The organism is Hungatella hominis, assembly GCF_014288005.1.
Classification (GTDB): domain Bacteria; phylum Bacillota; class Clostridia; order Lachnospirales; family Lachnospiraceae; genus Hungatella; species Hungatella effluvii.
In genome coordinates this window covers 119,524-132,769 of record NZ_JACOPB010000017.1, presented here as the reverse complement: position 1 = coordinate 132,769, position 13,246 = coordinate 119,524, and the positions used below count along the sequence as shown (strand labels likewise).

Sequence of the window (13,246 nt, the reverse complement as noted above, 5' to 3'; positions counted from 1 at the left end):
TTCCTTCTATTCTCTGCATGTCCCGCATAGGAAACTGTTTATACCCTCTCTTAAGCCTGTTACGCAACTATCTGACAATGAATAGTCTCTGTTGACCCTCATAAACTAAATGACATTGGTTCACAATCCTAATATAGTAAAATACCACATTATTAATTGCATTTCCGCCCACAATATAGTATACTGGAAGAAGCAAGAACGTACGTTCTATTATAACGAAACAGAGAGGAGCCGTCAATGGAAAATAAAATCACGCCACCCGAAGCCACACCGACAGATAATACCGGATTATCCATTGACTACCTGGTTATTTCTTCCCCCTCCGACACGCTTCCCTACCAGAAGGCAATAAAAGAAGCGCCGCTCCTCGCCATAGACACAGAGACTACCGGGCTCGACCCGCACAGCGACCGGCTCCGTCTGATCCAGATAAGCGCTCCTGGTATTCCTGTGCTTATCTTTGACTGTGCGGTATTTCTCCCTGATGGAATTTCCTGCTTAAGAGAGCTTCTGGACACCCCTTCGGAAAAGCTGTTCCACAATGCCAAGTTTGACTTACAGTTTCTCATGGGTATTGGAATCGAATGCTTTCCAGTCTTCGATACCATGCTGGCCGCTCAATTACTCCGGCCGTGCGGCGGTCCTTTGCGGGCGGGCCTGGCGGCGGTGGCGGACCACTATCTCGGCATCAGGATGGATAAGACAGAGCAGACAGGCCCCTGGGACAGCACTTCTCTGACCGGATCCCAGCTGGCCTATGCCGCGTTGGATGCAGGGATTCTGCTGAAGCTGTACGGTGTGATGAAGCCGCTCCTGGCTCATCACAGTCTCGACCGGATTGCCTCCATTGAATTTGCCTGCGTTTCCGCCATCGCCCATACAGAATATGACGGAATCAATCTCGATCTGGAACAGTGGGATTCGCTTTGCAGGAAGACCGAGAAACAGTATAACGATGCTCTGGAAACCCTCTATACCTACAGCGGCACTCCCACGTACCAGCTTACCCTGTGGGGCGGCGAGGAAGCCCTGGACGTCAACTTTGAGAGTAATCCCTATGTGCTCAAACTACTGAACCGGTACGGAATCCCGGTCAACTCCACATCGCGAAGAAGCCTGGCTCTCTACCATAACCAGCCTTTGGTACAGGCGCTGACCGAATACAGAAGGCACTCCAAATCCCTCTCTTCCTTCCTCCATCCCATTCCGGCCCAGATTCATCCCGAGACAGGCCGGCTCCATCCGAAATACATGCAGATCGGCGCCTGGAGCGGAAGAATGAGCTGTTACAATCCCAATATTCAGCAGATTCCGCGGGAAGCCGATTTTCGCAGCTGCTTTACAGCACCCCATGGAAGAAAACTGGTTCTTGCCGATTACTCCCAAATCGAGCTGCGCGTAGCGGCACAGATTTCCGGTGATTCCAGAATGAAAAGTGCCTGTCAGAAAGGCGAGGATCTCCATGCCCTCACCGCTTCCCTGATTTCCAATGTTCCGATCAGTCAGGTAACAAAAGCGCAGCGTCAGGCTGCAAAGGCTGTGAATTTCGGTCTGATATTCGGTATGGGCGCGGAAGGACTCAGACAGTACTCGAGTCAGTCCTATGGCGTAGATATGACATTAGAAGAAGCAGAACAGTTTCGCAGTGCCTTCTTTCAGAATTACCACGGGATCAACTGGTGGCACCATGACTTAAGAGAGAGCCATCCCCTGGAAGGCCGGACGCTCACAGGACGCAGGTTCCTGTTTTCTCCAAACACAGGTCTGGCCGATCTGGCCAACACTCCGGTTCAGGGCACGGCCGCCGATATTCTGAAATCTGCCCTCGGCCTTCTGGCCTCCCGGATCCGGGAAAGTGACAAGAAAATCGTAGGCATCGTCCACGACGAAATCCTGATGGAAGTCCCGGAAGAGGAAGTGGACGATGCGGTTGTTCTGTTAAAAAATACGATGGAAGAAGCCGCGCGTGCGATACTCCCTGATGTTCCCTGTGAAGCGGATGCAAAGGCCGCTGATTCCTGGGCAGGCAAGTCAAAAACCCCGTAGCAGGCTACGGGGTTTTGACCCTCGCGGCAGTCGCCAAATGGACGCGCCCTGGCACACACCTGTTTTCTGTCATTTTCCAGGTTACATTCTGCAAAGGCTGCCATTTCCTCTCTATAGGCAGAACCTGGGAATTGTTCCAGAAAGCATTCCAGAATATGTCCCTTTGCAACATTCCGGCATTCCGGAGACGGCACACCGTGATGGAGAAACGTATGACCATCTATATTCAAAAGAAGGGGAATGATCGTCGTTTCCTTTTCCGGACAGACCTTCAGAATCTTCCCGACACACGAGACCGCATTGCCGAATTCCGCAACCTGCTGTGACCGGAACGAGAGGAGATACTTCTCTCTCATTTTCCCCCAGATGTCCCTGCCTCCGGCTTCCAAAAGCCCCGGAAGCGTAAGAAGCATGCCCCCTTCCTTATAGAGGTCTCACATCAATATCCACAAGTTCCAGGCCATCATCCACTTCATGCAGATAGAGGTCGTCTATATGCCTGCGCAGAACCCGTTTTCCTCCCACATCGCCTTCCAGCGCCAGAAGCTCATTCCTGTATGCCTCCGAAAAAATCGCGGGGTTTCCGAACTCACCCATATTGCACAGACAGCCAATTCCTCTTTTGCTGTTTTTCCAGCCTTCGATCAGGCCCTCTATGGTGGCCGCCTTCAGATACGGCTGGTCACAGACCGCGAAGCAGTACGAGGCTTCTTCACCGCCCGGTGATGCCGCGGCTTCCAGGGCCAGGTGGATCGAATGAGAGATTCCCAGACTGCTCTGTACGTTCTCTACCACCACATACCCCCTTTTTTCCAGGTCTTCCATAATCTCCTGATACTGTGTTACTACGATTTTATCATCGAAAAGGCCATCCGGCAGTTTTTCCACCTCCTCCACGATATACTGATACATTGGCTTCCCGTGAAACGGGGTAAGCAGCTTGTTTCCATCAAACCGCCTGCTGTTTCCTGCTGCCAGCAGTATAAGAGTCAGTTTCATCCGCCAAATCCTCCATTCTACCTGTCCTTTAAAAAGAAAATACTCTCCTCCGGAACTACCAGGCGCTCCGGCACCCGCTCTTTCATATCATCCTTCCAGCGCCCTTTCGGTATTTTCCACCAGAGATCATTTTCCAAAATAAGTGTAACCTCAAAGGGGTCATCCAGAATCTGCTTTAAGCGGCACTCCATCACATTTTCCTTTTCCGCTTCATGGGCGGCGGTAAAGTAATGGGCGCGTATTCCGATAAACGGCCTGTCCTTTGGGACTTCTCTGTCTCTCATTATAACCTGAATATCCCAATTTGGCACGTAAAATGTGTGGGCATCCACATATTTGATGTCCAGAATGTTTTTACATCCGGTCAGCTTGGCCGCCGACACGGTCTCAGGCTCTTTAAAGACATCCTTTACGGCCCCCGACACCACAATTTCACCCTCGTTGATCACGTGGATTGTACTGCAGAAACGATATATCTCATCTCTGCTGTGCGTAACAAGGAGTACATCACCGTCATAGTTTCTCAGTTCCTCCAGCTGTTCCAACTGAAGCTTCTCCTTCAGATAGTAGTCCAGAGCGGAAAATGGTTCGTCCAGCATCAGCACCTCCGGCTTCGATGCCATAATCCTGGCCAGGGCAGCTCTCTGCTGCTGGCCGCCCGATAGTCTGGAAGGATACCGGTCCGCCAGTTCTCCGATATGATACATGTCCAGATACCGCATGGCGGCTTCGCGCCGCTCTGACTTGGGGCAGGATAGGGCCATCTCCACATTTTCCCGTATGGTCATGTGGGGGAACAATGCATAGTTCTGAAACAGATAACCGACTCCTCTGTCCTGAATTTTTACGTTGACCCCTTTTGCCGAATCAAACAGCACACGGCCATTTAACTCGATTCTTCCCTCGTCCGGTGTGAAGATTCCCGCAACGCACTTTAAGGTCATGCTCTTGCCGCATCCCGAAGCGCCTAAGATCCCTGTGATTCCGGAATCTCTCTCCGTGTCGAAGGCGACATTTAAAGTCATATCCCTCAATTTTTTCTTGATCTCTACCTTCAGGCTCATGGCTCACTCCTACGAAAATTTCTTTTTGCCTGCGGCGGCCGTATTCATGCCTGCCACGATGAGAAGGGATATGGCAACAATAATAATCACGTATTTCCCCGCTCCCTCCATGTCTCCCGCCGCCACCTCTGAATAGATGGCAAGGGGCAGCGTCCGCGTCTTTCCCGCAATATTTCCGGCGATCATGGCCGTTGCTCCAAATTCTCCCAGTCCTCTGGCAAAAGCCAGAACACCGCCCGAGAGAACTCCCGGCATGGCCATCGGCATAAGAATCTTCCAGAAAACCTTCCGTTCCGGTATCCCCAGGGTTCTCGCCGCATTTAAGACATTTTCATCGACCAGTTCGAACGCGCCCCTTGCAGAACGGTACATAAGCGGAAATGATATCACCACCGCCGCAAGCACCGTTGCCTGCCAGGTAAACACGATTTTATAGCTGAATACAGCAAGAAGCAGCTTTCCGATCGGACGCTTCACTCCAAATATGTAAAGCAGAAAGAACCCGGCCACTGTTGGAGGAAGAACGAGAGGGAGTGTGAGTACTCCGTCCAGTATAGCCTTTGCCCGTTCTGATTTCAGGGCAATCACCGCTCTGGCCGCCCATATTCCCAGAAAAAATGTGAAAATAATCGATATAACTGATGTCTTTAGTGAAATGAGAACCGGTGACAAATCCACTTGCTTCTCCTCCTTATCTCTGGCACATTATGAACCCTCGGCGTTTTAGTTACCATTCACGGCCCCGTCTGCCGCTGCGAATCCGTTCTTTAAAAAGATATCCATAGCTTCGCTGCTGGCCAGGAAATCGATAAATTTCTTTGCGCCCTCCGGATTTTCACAGTCTTTGATGATGCCTGCTGGATAAATCGCCTTCTTAACGCTTCCTTCCGGTGCTTCCGCCACGATCGTTACTTTATCGGTCTGCGCTGCGTCTGTTGCATATACGATTCCGGCCTTTGCACTTCCCTCTGCAACCCAGTTTAAAACCTCGGTTACGTTCGTTCCCAGACTGGCCTTAGCAAGCACCTCATCCCAGAGTCCCAGGTTGGTCAGCGCTTCCTTCGAATACTGGCCTACCGGCACGCTGTCCGGATCTCCGAGCGCTGCGTTTTCGGCCTTTGCAATATCCTCGAAAGAGGAGTAGTTTCCTTCGTCACCGGTTGGTACGATGAAAACGATCTTGTTTTCCAGAAGATTCCTGACGCTTCCGCCCTGAATCATGCCTTCGTCATCTAAAGCATCCATCTGTTTCGTCGCCGCCGAAAAGAATACGTCGATACCGGCCCCCTCTTCGATTTGGGTCTGAAGTTTTCCTGAACTGTCATACGTTCCCTCGATTGTAAAACCAGGGTTCTGCTTTTCAAATAATGGAATCAGTTCATCTCTCAAACAGGTTTCCAGACTTGCTGCCGCTGCGATGGTCACGGTCTGTGCTTTTGTTGCTGCCTCTGAAGCTGCCTGTGTTGTCGTCTCCGGTTCAGCCTTTCCTGTTCCTCCACAAGCGGTAAGCGCCGCCATCGCCACTGTTAATGCACCTGCTAATAAGATTGCTTTTTTCACTATTTTACTCCCCTTTTCTTCTTTATATGAAAGATGCCTTCCAGCACTCCGCCCCCTATGGCGGTTGCCTTATCGGAAATGGTCCAGCAGTGTTCGACGACACCCCTTGGATCGATATCTCCCGATTTCATTCCCTCTGTCACTGCCACACCATCCTGAAGCAGTCCTCGTACAACGCCTCCCACCTCTGCGTATATGGGAGTTTCTCCGCTGTGTCCTACCACGTCACCCATTTTAACCAACGTTCCGATCTTCACATCTCCCGTAAATATACCGTCAGATTCGGCGCGAATAATGCGCTCCTTATCGTATCCTCCAATCATTCCGGGGACACCCGTATTCGGAAATGCACTGCCTTCCCAGATACAGCGTCCCAGATTGTGGCCGCGTTTCGTCTCCACCACCACGTGACAGTCCTCACCTGCCGTAAATCCGGGGCCGACACCGATGACAATATCCGCATCCGACATTTTTGATCCCAGATTCACCTTGGCTAAGATAGCGTCCACCACGATATCCGGTCTCCAGGATTTTAACGTCTCACACGACGGATCGACAATTACCGCTACCTTGTCCTGATTTACAGTGTTATCTATTTCCTTCGTATTTCGGCAAAGTACCCCTTCAATATCTTCCACCAGGGCATTTCCTTCATAAACCGCCCGGGAAAATGCGACTGTTCTCCGCACGGTTGTGGGAACCGCAATTTCAGTCATCGCTACGGAAAATCCACAGCGATGCAGGCGGCAGGCTATTCCCGTTGCCAGATCTCCGGCCCCTTTTATCAAGACTTTTTCCACAACACTCTCTTCCTTTCACTCAATCTCTTTCTACTTCCTGGCGCACTCTCCGCCGCGTCCCGACAGGATGTCCAAACCATGCGGCAGCGTATCCAGCACGTATTCCAGGCTCTCCCGAACCGCCTTCGGGCTTCCCGGAAGATTGACAATCAGCGTGCCTCCGCGGATGACGCTCACACCGCGGCTCAGCATGGCACGTTTCGTCACGGTCATGCTGTAGGCACGAATCCCCTCCGCGATTCCCGGAGCATTCCGCTCTGCTACCGCCATCGTGGCCTCCGGCGTCACATCCCGCCTGGAAAATCCGGTTCCGCCCGTCGTCAGCACCAGATCACACTGCACCTGGTCACTCAGGCGGATGAGCTCCGCCTTCAGCGCCTCTCCCTCATCTGGAAGCAGACTCTGAGCCACCACCTCATAGCCCGCTGACTCCAGAATTTCCTTTATCACGGCTCCGCTCTTATCTTCTCTCTCGCCTGCCGCGCCTTTATCGCTGAGCGTTACGATTCCTGCTCTGTACATACGTTTATTTCATCCCCTTCCTTCATCACGCCTCCATGCAGCACCCGGGTAAAAATCCCGTTGGCAGGCATAATGCATTCCCCCATCTTCTTGAAAATCTCGCAGTGGCTGTGGCACTCCTTGCCAATCTGCGTCACCTCCAGAAGGATATCGCCGCAGGACAGCCTGGTGCCCACAGGAAGGCGGACCAGATCGATCCCCTTCACAATCACATTTTCACCGAAGGCGCCGTCGCCGATCTCGGCTCCCCGCTCCTTAAATGCCTCGATGGTCTCATAGGACAGCAGACTCACCTGGCGGTGCCATTTTCCCGCATGTGCATCATTTTCAATACCGAATTCCTCTATAAAATGTCCCTCTGAAATTCCCTTTTTCTGTGTCCCTTTTTTCTCGCTGATGCAGACAGCCATAACCTGACCCATGTTTTTATCCTCCGATTTGATTCATATTTAAACATTTTTCCCTTGTACCGTCGGAAAGCGGCAGTTCTCCCTCACGTCCCTCCGGGGAAAGGAAGTGATGGCTTTCCGGCTTCACTCTGATCCACTGTTCCATCAGGCATCTTAATTCCTCATTAGATAAGCCGCTGCGCAGCGGTGTCCTCAAATCGACTCCGGCCGGACTGTCGAGGCAGAGCTTTAAAAACCCATCCGACGTCAGTCTCACCCGGTTGCAGCTTCCGCAGAATTTATGGTGAACGGCGCTGATCAGTCCGATACAGCCCGCTCCCGATGCATAGGTGTAATAGACCGCCGGTCCATTTCCCCTCGGCTCCGTGCTTTCCCTTAAATCGCCGTATTCCTCAGAAAGGATTTTGAGCAGTTCCTCATTATCCATGGCGTGGTACTTTCTTCCCTGTCCGATGGGCATCATCTCGATAAAGCGGACAGGAATCCCGCTTTTCACCGAATATTCGGTGAAGGCGAGCACATCCTCCCTGCTCAAATGCTCCATCACCGCACAGTTTATCTTCACCTTCAGTCCGCTCCTGACAGCGGATTCAATCCCTTTCATGACATCCACGAACCGGTCCCGCCTGGTAATCTGACTGAAGCGTTCCGGATCCAGCGTATCCAGGCTGACATTGACGCTGGAAAGTCCTGCCTCCGCAAGCTCCGGAGCCATGTCCCCCAGCAGAAGGCCGTTCGTGGTCAACGTCACGTCTTCCATTCCCTCGATCGCATTCAGTTCCCGGATCAGCTGGGAGACACCCTTTCTCACCAGCGGCTCCCCGCCTGTCACCTTCACGCGTCTGATCCCGAGTCTTGCCCCAGTCTCTGCGATCTTTAAAATCTCCTGGTAGGTGAGAATGTCTTCGTGGCGCATTAAGTCGATGCCTTCCTCCGGCATACAGTAGCGGCAGCGCAAATTGCACCGATCCGTCACGGAAATGCGGATATAATCGATCTTTCTTCCATTGCCGTCTCTCATAGGCGTTCTCCATCTTTCCGGTAGAGGCCGCTCTTCCCGCCATCCTTCAGCAGGAGAGTGATATCCGTCATGGTCATGCCCCGGTCCATGGCCTTGCACATGTCGTAGATCGTGAGCAGAGCCACATTTACACCGGTCAGGGCTTCCATCTCCACGCCGGTCTTTCCGCTGGTCTTGACGGTACAGACGGCTTCCACTGCCATCCTGTCATCATGGAGAATAAAATCCACCGTACACTTCGTCAGCATCAGCACGTGGCAGAGCGGTATAAGATCAGAAGTTCTCTTCGCCCCCATGATTCCGGCCACGCGCGCCACGCCCAGCACGTCTCCTTTTTTGGCTGTTCCCTGTTTTATAGCCTCATAGACCTCACGGTTTACGTGAATAAAGCCATGCGCCGCTGCGATTCTGTCCGTCACGGCCTTCTCTCCTACGTCCACCATGCGGGCGTTGCCGTGTTCATCAAAATGTGTCAGTCCTTCCATCTTACCAGCCCTTTCCAAATCCGCAGTTGGGATAATGACAGACCTCGCAGGACAGGCAGAGTCCGCCTCTTCCCAGTTTGTCCAGCTCTGCCTTCGTCACAGGATCATCCGCCATGAGGCGCGGCAGCACCAGGTCAAACACCGTGCGCCTGGCGTACATGACGCAGCCCGGAAGGCCTGCCACCGGTATCTGGCGGCCATCCTTTTCATAGTAGGCAAGCAGGAACATGGCCCCCGGAAGCACAGGCGCTCCGTACGATACGACACGCGCTCCAGTGCTGCGGATAGCGAGTGGCGTCTTATCGTCAGGATCCACGCTCATTCCGCCGCTCACCAATACCATGTCGGCTCCCTGTGCGATAAATTCCAGGGTCGCCTTCCTCGTATGCTCCGGATTGTCATCCGTAATCGTCTGTCCCATCACTTCCCCGCCGAATTCCCTCACCTTTTCCTTCAGGACAGGGCCGAACGCGTCTTTGATCCGTCCGTGATAGACTTCACTTCCCGTCGTCACGATTCCCACCTTCTTGTCCTGATACGGAAGTATGGTAAATATCTTCTTTCCGCCGCAGACCTCCACGGCTTTCTCCATCTTCTCTTTTTCGATGACCAGCGGTATAATACGGGTTCCGCACAGCTTGTCTCCCGGCTCTACCGGGGTGTTGTTGTGCCTGGAAGCGATCATCATCTCCCCCAGTCCGTTGATTCTGTCCAGCAGTTCTGTATCGATCTTAAGAAGCCCGCGGACCGTGGAGGTCAGTTCAATCTTTCCTTCCTTCACTCCGCTTCGTTCCATATAATCGCCTCTGCACAGGCCGCAAAGTATCTCAGCCGCCTCATTTTCATGGTATTTCGACTCGTCCTTTTCCCAGACGTATAAATGCTCCTTGCCCAGCGAGAGCAGCACCGGAATATCTTCCGACCTTACCACATGACCCTTCCTAAACTTCGCATCTTTGATCACCCCCGGGATGATCTGCGTTATGTCGTGGCACAGTACGTGACCAACCGCATCTTCTGTCCTGATTTCTCTCATGACTCCTGCTCCTTTATCCTTGATTTTTTAATCTCGGTTTAATCCTTACTTTATCGCTGCAGGCAGCCCCTCCATGCCGCAGCGATATTCTCAAGCGAGAATATCCATAATAAAATTAAAATGGGATATTGCCCGTCCCCATACTCCTGTCTAACTGTAATACTTTTCAAACAACTCTGCAACCGCATTTTCTGCTTCGTTCACAAACCGTAAGTACTTATTTAAAAACGCTTCTCCCTCTTCGGTCAAAACCGTGGTTCCGCCATTTTCGCCGCCGCGTTTTCCTTCCATAAGTGGGAAGCCTAAGTCCTCCTCCGCCTTGTGTATGATCTTCCAGGCCTTGGAATATGCCATATGCATCTCCTGGCACGCGGCCGATAAGGAACCGCGTTCCCGCACAAGCTGCATCAGGCCCGCGACTCCCGGCCCAAAGTTCCGTTCCTCATAGTAAAGCCTGAGTTTCATATGGAAACGCAGTATTTTCTCCTGCTCCATCTTCGCCGCCTTTCTCTTTTGCTACAAATGGTCCCCGCGCAGAAAACAGGACACCGCGCACGGTACCGGATGCAGCCGTTCCATATCTCCTGCTATCCTGACTGCCTTCGCTATAAGTTCCTCATTATCCGCCTTGTTCATCACTACCCGGTAGTCTCTTTCTCCCACCAGCTTTCTCGTACCGGATTCACTGGTGAGAATCTTCGCCGCGTCGCCGCATGTGATCCGGTGACTGCAATATCCATCCGGTTCTTTCTGCAGACCCAGCAGTTCGGCAGCCTGTTCTGTGCGGAAACAGAATTCCTCCAGCTCACCGCCGATGCAGTCCAGTCCCATACAGCCGATAACGGCGTCGGTACACTCCAGTATCACAGGCTCTCCGTCCTTTGGAACCTTTATGGGAAGCTGCTTGGCCCCATCAGCTTCATACAGCAGGACGTCGGCCAGTTCCTTCAGCCTGGCAGCCTCGGCTAAGGGCAGGCTTTTAAGCTTACCGTCAGCCCCAGGAACACCGACCACGAGGACTGAACCATTTCTCTCCAACCGCTTCGCCGCGTCCTCTGCGCAGTCAGTCTCCACCACATTCCGGCCCGGCGGATGAAAAATATGGGTCGTCGTCGTCACAATGACCGTCTTTCCCATATTCGCCAGTTCGTCCGCCAGCCGGAACATGACGCTCGTCTTTCCGCCTCCGCCGGTCAGGGCAATCCCCCTGTGGCGTTCCGCGGAAAGCTTTAACGCCTCCCACAGAGTAGGGCGCTCCCGAAGTCCGTCATGTTCCCAACTGTAAACGATCATACTTCTTTTTCCTTTCGATTCAGCAGCAGTTCAGCCCTCGCTTCCCTAATCCAGTTCCATCCGGCGCTGTCTCGGAACGTAGCTTCCCTTCTTCTCCAGTACCACGTTTCCGTCCCTGGCGGCCAGTTCACCTTTCAAGTAAACCTGCTCCGCCTTTCCCTTCACCTTCATGCCCTCGAACGGACAGTAGTCTACATTGGCTACCTGATTCTCCACGGACATGGTCCATTCGGTATCCGGGTTCCAGACAACGATATCCGCGTCACTTCCGGGAGCAATGGCTCCCTTCTGCGGGTATACCCCGTAAAGCTTCGCCGGGTTCTCGGAGAGCAGACGGCACATCTGCTCCAGCTTCAAATCGCGTTCCAGAACGCCGAAGCTGTAGATCAGAGCCGGCCTCGACTCCACTCCGGGCATGCCGCAGGGGATCTTCGTAAAGTCGTCTTTTCCCGCCGCCTTCTGGCCGGTGGTGAAGCTGCAGTGATCGGTCGAAATCGTCTGAATATGGTCTTTTCTGATGGCGTTCCACAGCCTTGTGCTGTCCGTCTCCTTCTTGATGGTAGGAGCGATCACGTACTTGCTTCCCTCAAAATCCGGTAAGCTGTAGACACTTTCATTCAGAACGAGGTACTGCGGGCACGTCTCCAGTATCACTTCCTGGCCCCGTTCCCTCGCATACTTCACTTCCTGATAACCGGCTCCCGAGCTTAAGTGCACGATGATAACCGGCGTATGTACCAGATCCGCGATTTTGAGCAGACGGCTGATCGCCTCCGCCTCCACCACGGCCGGTCTCGTCTTCGGATGCGCGTCGGTGGTGAGGTGGCCTTTCGCCTTCTCTTCCTCTGTCAAAGCTTCGATGATTCCCTTGTTTTCGCAGTGAACGCCGGCGATTCCGCCGACCTCCTTCAGCCGCTTTAAGACCTGGTAGATGGACTTGTCATCCAGCACCATATCGTCATAGGTCATATAGATCTTAAAAGAAGTCACTCCCTCGTCCACGATCTGTTTCAGTTCCTCGCTGATTTCGGCATTCCAGTCGGATATGGCCAGATGGAAGCCGTAGTCACAGGACGCGTTGCCGTCGGCCTTTTCATGCCAGTGCTCCAGAGCCTTATGTAAGCTTTCTCCCTTGTACTGTGTTGCGAAGTCAATAATCATGGTTGTGCCGCCGGATAAGGCCGCCTTCGTTCCAGTCTCAAAATTATCCGCAGTGACCGTTCCCGATACATGCAGATCAAAATGGGTATGAGCATCGATAAATCCCGGAAATAAAAGCTTCCCCGACACATCGACCACTTCCGCTTCCTCGTCCGTAATCTCCGGAGCCACGGCTCCGATCTTCCCATCCTCTACCAGAACGTCAGCTTTTTTACAGCCATCACCCGATACCACGGTACCGCCTTTTAATACTTTTTTCATGGGATAAATCCTTCCTTTCTGCTGTCTGAATACCCGCAGCGCTGTCAGTTAAAGGAAAGAAGCGTATCGGGCTTCCTCCTGCTTAATCCGTTCCACGCCTGCTTTTCCCACCGAATGTTCGATATTCAGCCGTACAACGCAGACATTGTTCCAATCGCTTTGGATCGCTGCCTCGCCCTCTTCCCCGAAATCCGGGGAAAATCGTTCCGCCAGAAGCTTTAATGCCTCCCGCTTCTCTTTCTCATCCGTCACAATCACGGCTCTGCCAAACACAATCACGCTGGTATAAGCGGTCGAAAATGCTTCCGGTATCACCTCATCTTCTCCCACAACACAAAAAGAAACCTTATCGGAGCGCCGAAAGCCCTCCATCTTATGGCCTTCCTTTGCACAGTGGAAATAGATTGCGTCGTCCCCGTACACATAATTCATCGGAACACCATACGGATAACCGTCGTCTCCCTGGACAGACAGCACTCCATGGGTTCCGTTCTTCAAAATACTCCTGGCTTCCGTTTCCGATAACTGCTGATTTTTTCTTCTCAATTCTCTGAACATGACGGCCTCCATTCTCCGCTCGCATGCATA

Annotated in this window: 16 protein-coding genes; 2 read left to right on the top strand and 14 right to left on the bottom strand. The window is 52.6% G+C overall.

Translation table 11 applies throughout. From position 1 onward, the window contains the following. Nucleotides 1-237: 237 nt before the first annotated feature. Both H8S75_RS25940 and H8S75_RS33150 read left to right on the top strand, forming a co-directional pair. Nucleotides 238-2,046 carry a bifunctional 3'-5' exonuclease/DNA polymerase gene (locus H8S75_RS25940; RefSeq protein WP_187023997.1) on the top strand — a complete coding sequence of 603 codons (1,809 nt, stop codon included), beginning with the start codon at nt 238-240 and terminating at the stop codon, nt 2,044-2,046. Between the two features lie 197 nt (nt 2,047-2,243). Further along, nucleotides 2,244-2,372, top strand: a complete 129-nt coding sequence (locus H8S75_RS33150; RefSeq protein WP_279288722.1) for a hypothetical protein — start codon at nt 2,244-2,246, stop codon at nt 2,370-2,372. Between the two features lie 97 nt (nt 2,373-2,469). Here the strand turns inward: H8S75_RS33150 and H8S75_RS25935 are convergent, their stop codons facing one another. The 14 genes from H8S75_RS25935 to H8S75_RS25870 form a co-directional block, all read right to left on the bottom strand. After that, nucleotides 2,470-3,045, bottom strand: a complete 576-nt coding sequence (locus H8S75_RS25935; protein ID WP_187023996.1) for a nucleotidyltransferase family protein — start codon at nt 3,043-3,045, stop codon at nt 2,470-2,472. A 17-nt stretch (nt 3,046-3,062) separates the two neighbouring features. Continuing rightward, nucleotides 3,063-4,109, bottom strand: a complete 1,047-nt coding sequence (locus H8S75_RS25930; RefSeq protein WP_187023995.1) for a sulfate/molybdate ABC transporter ATP-binding protein — start codon at nt 4,107-4,109, stop codon at nt 3,063-3,065. Between the two features lie 9 nt (nt 4,110-4,118). Further along, entirely contained in the window at nt 4,119-4,787 is a 669-nt protein-coding gene (gene modB / locus H8S75_RS25925; protein WP_187023994.1) for a molybdate ABC transporter permease subunit, read from the bottom strand. Nucleotides 4,788-4,832: 45 nt separating this feature from the next. After that, nucleotides 4,833-5,669, bottom strand: a complete 837-nt coding sequence (modA, locus tag H8S75_RS25920; RefSeq protein ID WP_187023993.1) for a molybdate ABC transporter substrate-binding protein — start codon at nt 5,667-5,669, stop codon at nt 4,833-4,835. Further along, entirely contained in the window at nt 5,669-6,469 is an 801-nt protein-coding gene (yqeB, locus tag H8S75_RS25915; RefSeq protein ID WP_187023992.1) for a selenium-dependent molybdenum cofactor biosynthesis protein YqeB, read from the bottom strand. Before yqeB ends, modA begins: the two co-directional genes overlap by 1 nt. 30 nt (nt 6,470-6,499) lie before the next feature. Then, entirely contained in the window at nt 6,500-6,991 is a 492-nt protein-coding gene (locus H8S75_RS25910) for a MogA/MoaB family molybdenum cofactor biosynthesis protein (protein ID WP_187023991.1), read from the bottom strand. Then, on the bottom strand, nt 6,970-7,413 hold the full coding sequence (locus H8S75_RS25905) for an MOSC domain-containing protein (RefSeq protein WP_002602720.1): 444 nt from the start codon (nt 7,411-7,413) through the stop codon (nt 6,970-6,972). The genes H8S75_RS25910 and H8S75_RS25905 overlap by 22 nt, the downstream gene beginning before the upstream one ends. Nucleotides 7,414-7,417: 4 nt before the next feature. Beyond that, the gene (gene moaA / locus H8S75_RS25900) at nt 7,418-8,422 is read right to left on the bottom strand and encodes a GTP 3',8-cyclase MoaA (RefSeq protein WP_187023990.1); all 1,005 of its coding nucleotides are present in this window, start codon (nt 8,420-8,422) and stop codon (nt 7,418-7,420) included. Further along, nucleotides 8,419-8,907 (bottom strand): cyclic pyranopterin monophosphate synthase MoaC, encoded by a 489-nt coding sequence (gene moaC / locus H8S75_RS25895; RefSeq protein ID WP_187023989.1) that lies wholly within the window; start codon nt 8,905-8,907, stop codon nt 8,419-8,421. The genes moaA and moaC overlap by 4 nt, the downstream gene beginning before the upstream one ends. Nucleotide 8,908: 1 nt before the next feature. Beyond that, nucleotides 8,909-9,943 carry a molybdopterin-binding protein gene (locus H8S75_RS25890; protein WP_187023988.1) on the bottom strand — a complete coding sequence of 345 codons (1,035 nt, stop codon included), beginning with the start codon at nt 9,941-9,943 and terminating at the stop codon, nt 8,909-8,911. Between the two features lie 150 nt (nt 9,944-10,093). Then, on the bottom strand, nt 10,094-10,438 hold the full coding sequence (locus tag H8S75_RS25885) for a winged helix-turn-helix domain-containing protein (RefSeq protein ID WP_187023987.1): 345 nt from the start codon (nt 10,436-10,438) through the stop codon (nt 10,094-10,096). Nucleotides 10,439-10,459: 21 nt separating this feature from the next. Next, on the bottom strand, nt 10,460-11,236 hold the full coding sequence (gene yqeC, locus H8S75_RS25880) for a selenium cofactor biosynthesis protein YqeC (RefSeq protein ID WP_187023986.1): 777 nt from the start codon (nt 11,234-11,236) through the stop codon (nt 10,460-10,462). Between the two features lie 45 nt (nt 11,237-11,281). Further along, nucleotides 11,282-12,658 carry a dihydropyrimidinase gene (hydA, locus tag H8S75_RS25875; protein WP_187023985.1) on the bottom strand — a complete coding sequence of 459 codons (1,377 nt, stop codon included), beginning with the start codon at nt 12,656-12,658 and terminating at the stop codon, nt 11,282-11,284. Between the two features lie 48 nt (nt 12,659-12,706). Beyond that, nucleotides 12,707-13,216, bottom strand: a complete 510-nt coding sequence (locus H8S75_RS25870) for a pyridoxamine 5'-phosphate oxidase family protein (protein WP_187023984.1) — start codon at nt 13,214-13,216, stop codon at nt 12,707-12,709. Nucleotides 13,217-13,246 lie beyond the last annotated feature (30 nt).

What these genes read in the sequence shown, in the direction of transcription:
- H8S75_RS25940 (WP_187023997.1), top strand. Translation starts at nt 238, where the DNA reads ATGGAAAATAAAATCACGCCACCCGAAGCCACACCGACAGATAATACC.
- H8S75_RS25935 (WP_187023996.1), bottom strand. Translation starts at nt 3,045, where the DNA reads ATGAAACTGACTCTTATACTGCTGGCAGCAGGAAACAGCAGGCGGTTT.
- H8S75_RS25930 (WP_187023995.1), bottom strand. Translation starts at nt 4,109, where the DNA reads ATGAGCCTGAAGGTAGAGATCAAGAAAAAATTGAGGGATATGACTTTA.
- H8S75_RS25910 (WP_187023991.1), bottom strand. Translation starts at nt 6,991, where the DNA reads ATGTACAGAGCAGGAATCGTAACGCTCAGCGATAAAGGCGCGGCAGGC.
- H8S75_RS25905 (WP_002602720.1), bottom strand. Translation starts at nt 7,413, where the DNA reads ATGGGTCAGGTTATGGCTGTCTGCATCAGCGAGAAAAAAGGGACACAG.
- moaA (WP_187023990.1), bottom strand. Translation starts at nt 8,422, where the DNA reads ATGAGAGACGGCAATGGAAGAAAGATCGATTATATCCGCATTTCCGTG.
- moaC (WP_187023989.1), bottom strand. Translation starts at nt 8,907, where the DNA reads ATGGAAGGACTGACACATTTTGATGAACACGGCAACGCCCGCATGGTG.
- H8S75_RS25890 (WP_187023988.1), bottom strand. Translation starts at nt 9,943, where the DNA reads ATGAGAGAAATCAGGACAGAAGATGCGGTTGGTCACGTACTGTGCCAC.
- H8S75_RS25885 (WP_187023987.1), bottom strand. Translation starts at nt 10,438, where the DNA reads ATGGAGCAGGAGAAAATACTGCGTTTCCATATGAAACTCAGGCTTTAC.
- yqeC (WP_187023986.1), bottom strand. Translation starts at nt 11,236, where the DNA reads ATGATCGTTTACAGTTGGGAACATGACGGACTTCGGGAGCGCCCTACT.
- hydA (WP_187023985.1), bottom strand. Translation starts at nt 12,658, where the DNA reads ATGAAAAAAGTATTAAAAGGCGGTACCGTGGTATCGGGTGATGGCTGT.
- H8S75_RS25870 (WP_187023984.1), bottom strand. Translation starts at nt 13,216, where the DNA reads ATGTTCAGAGAATTGAGAAGAAAAAATCAGCAGTTATCGGAAACGGAA.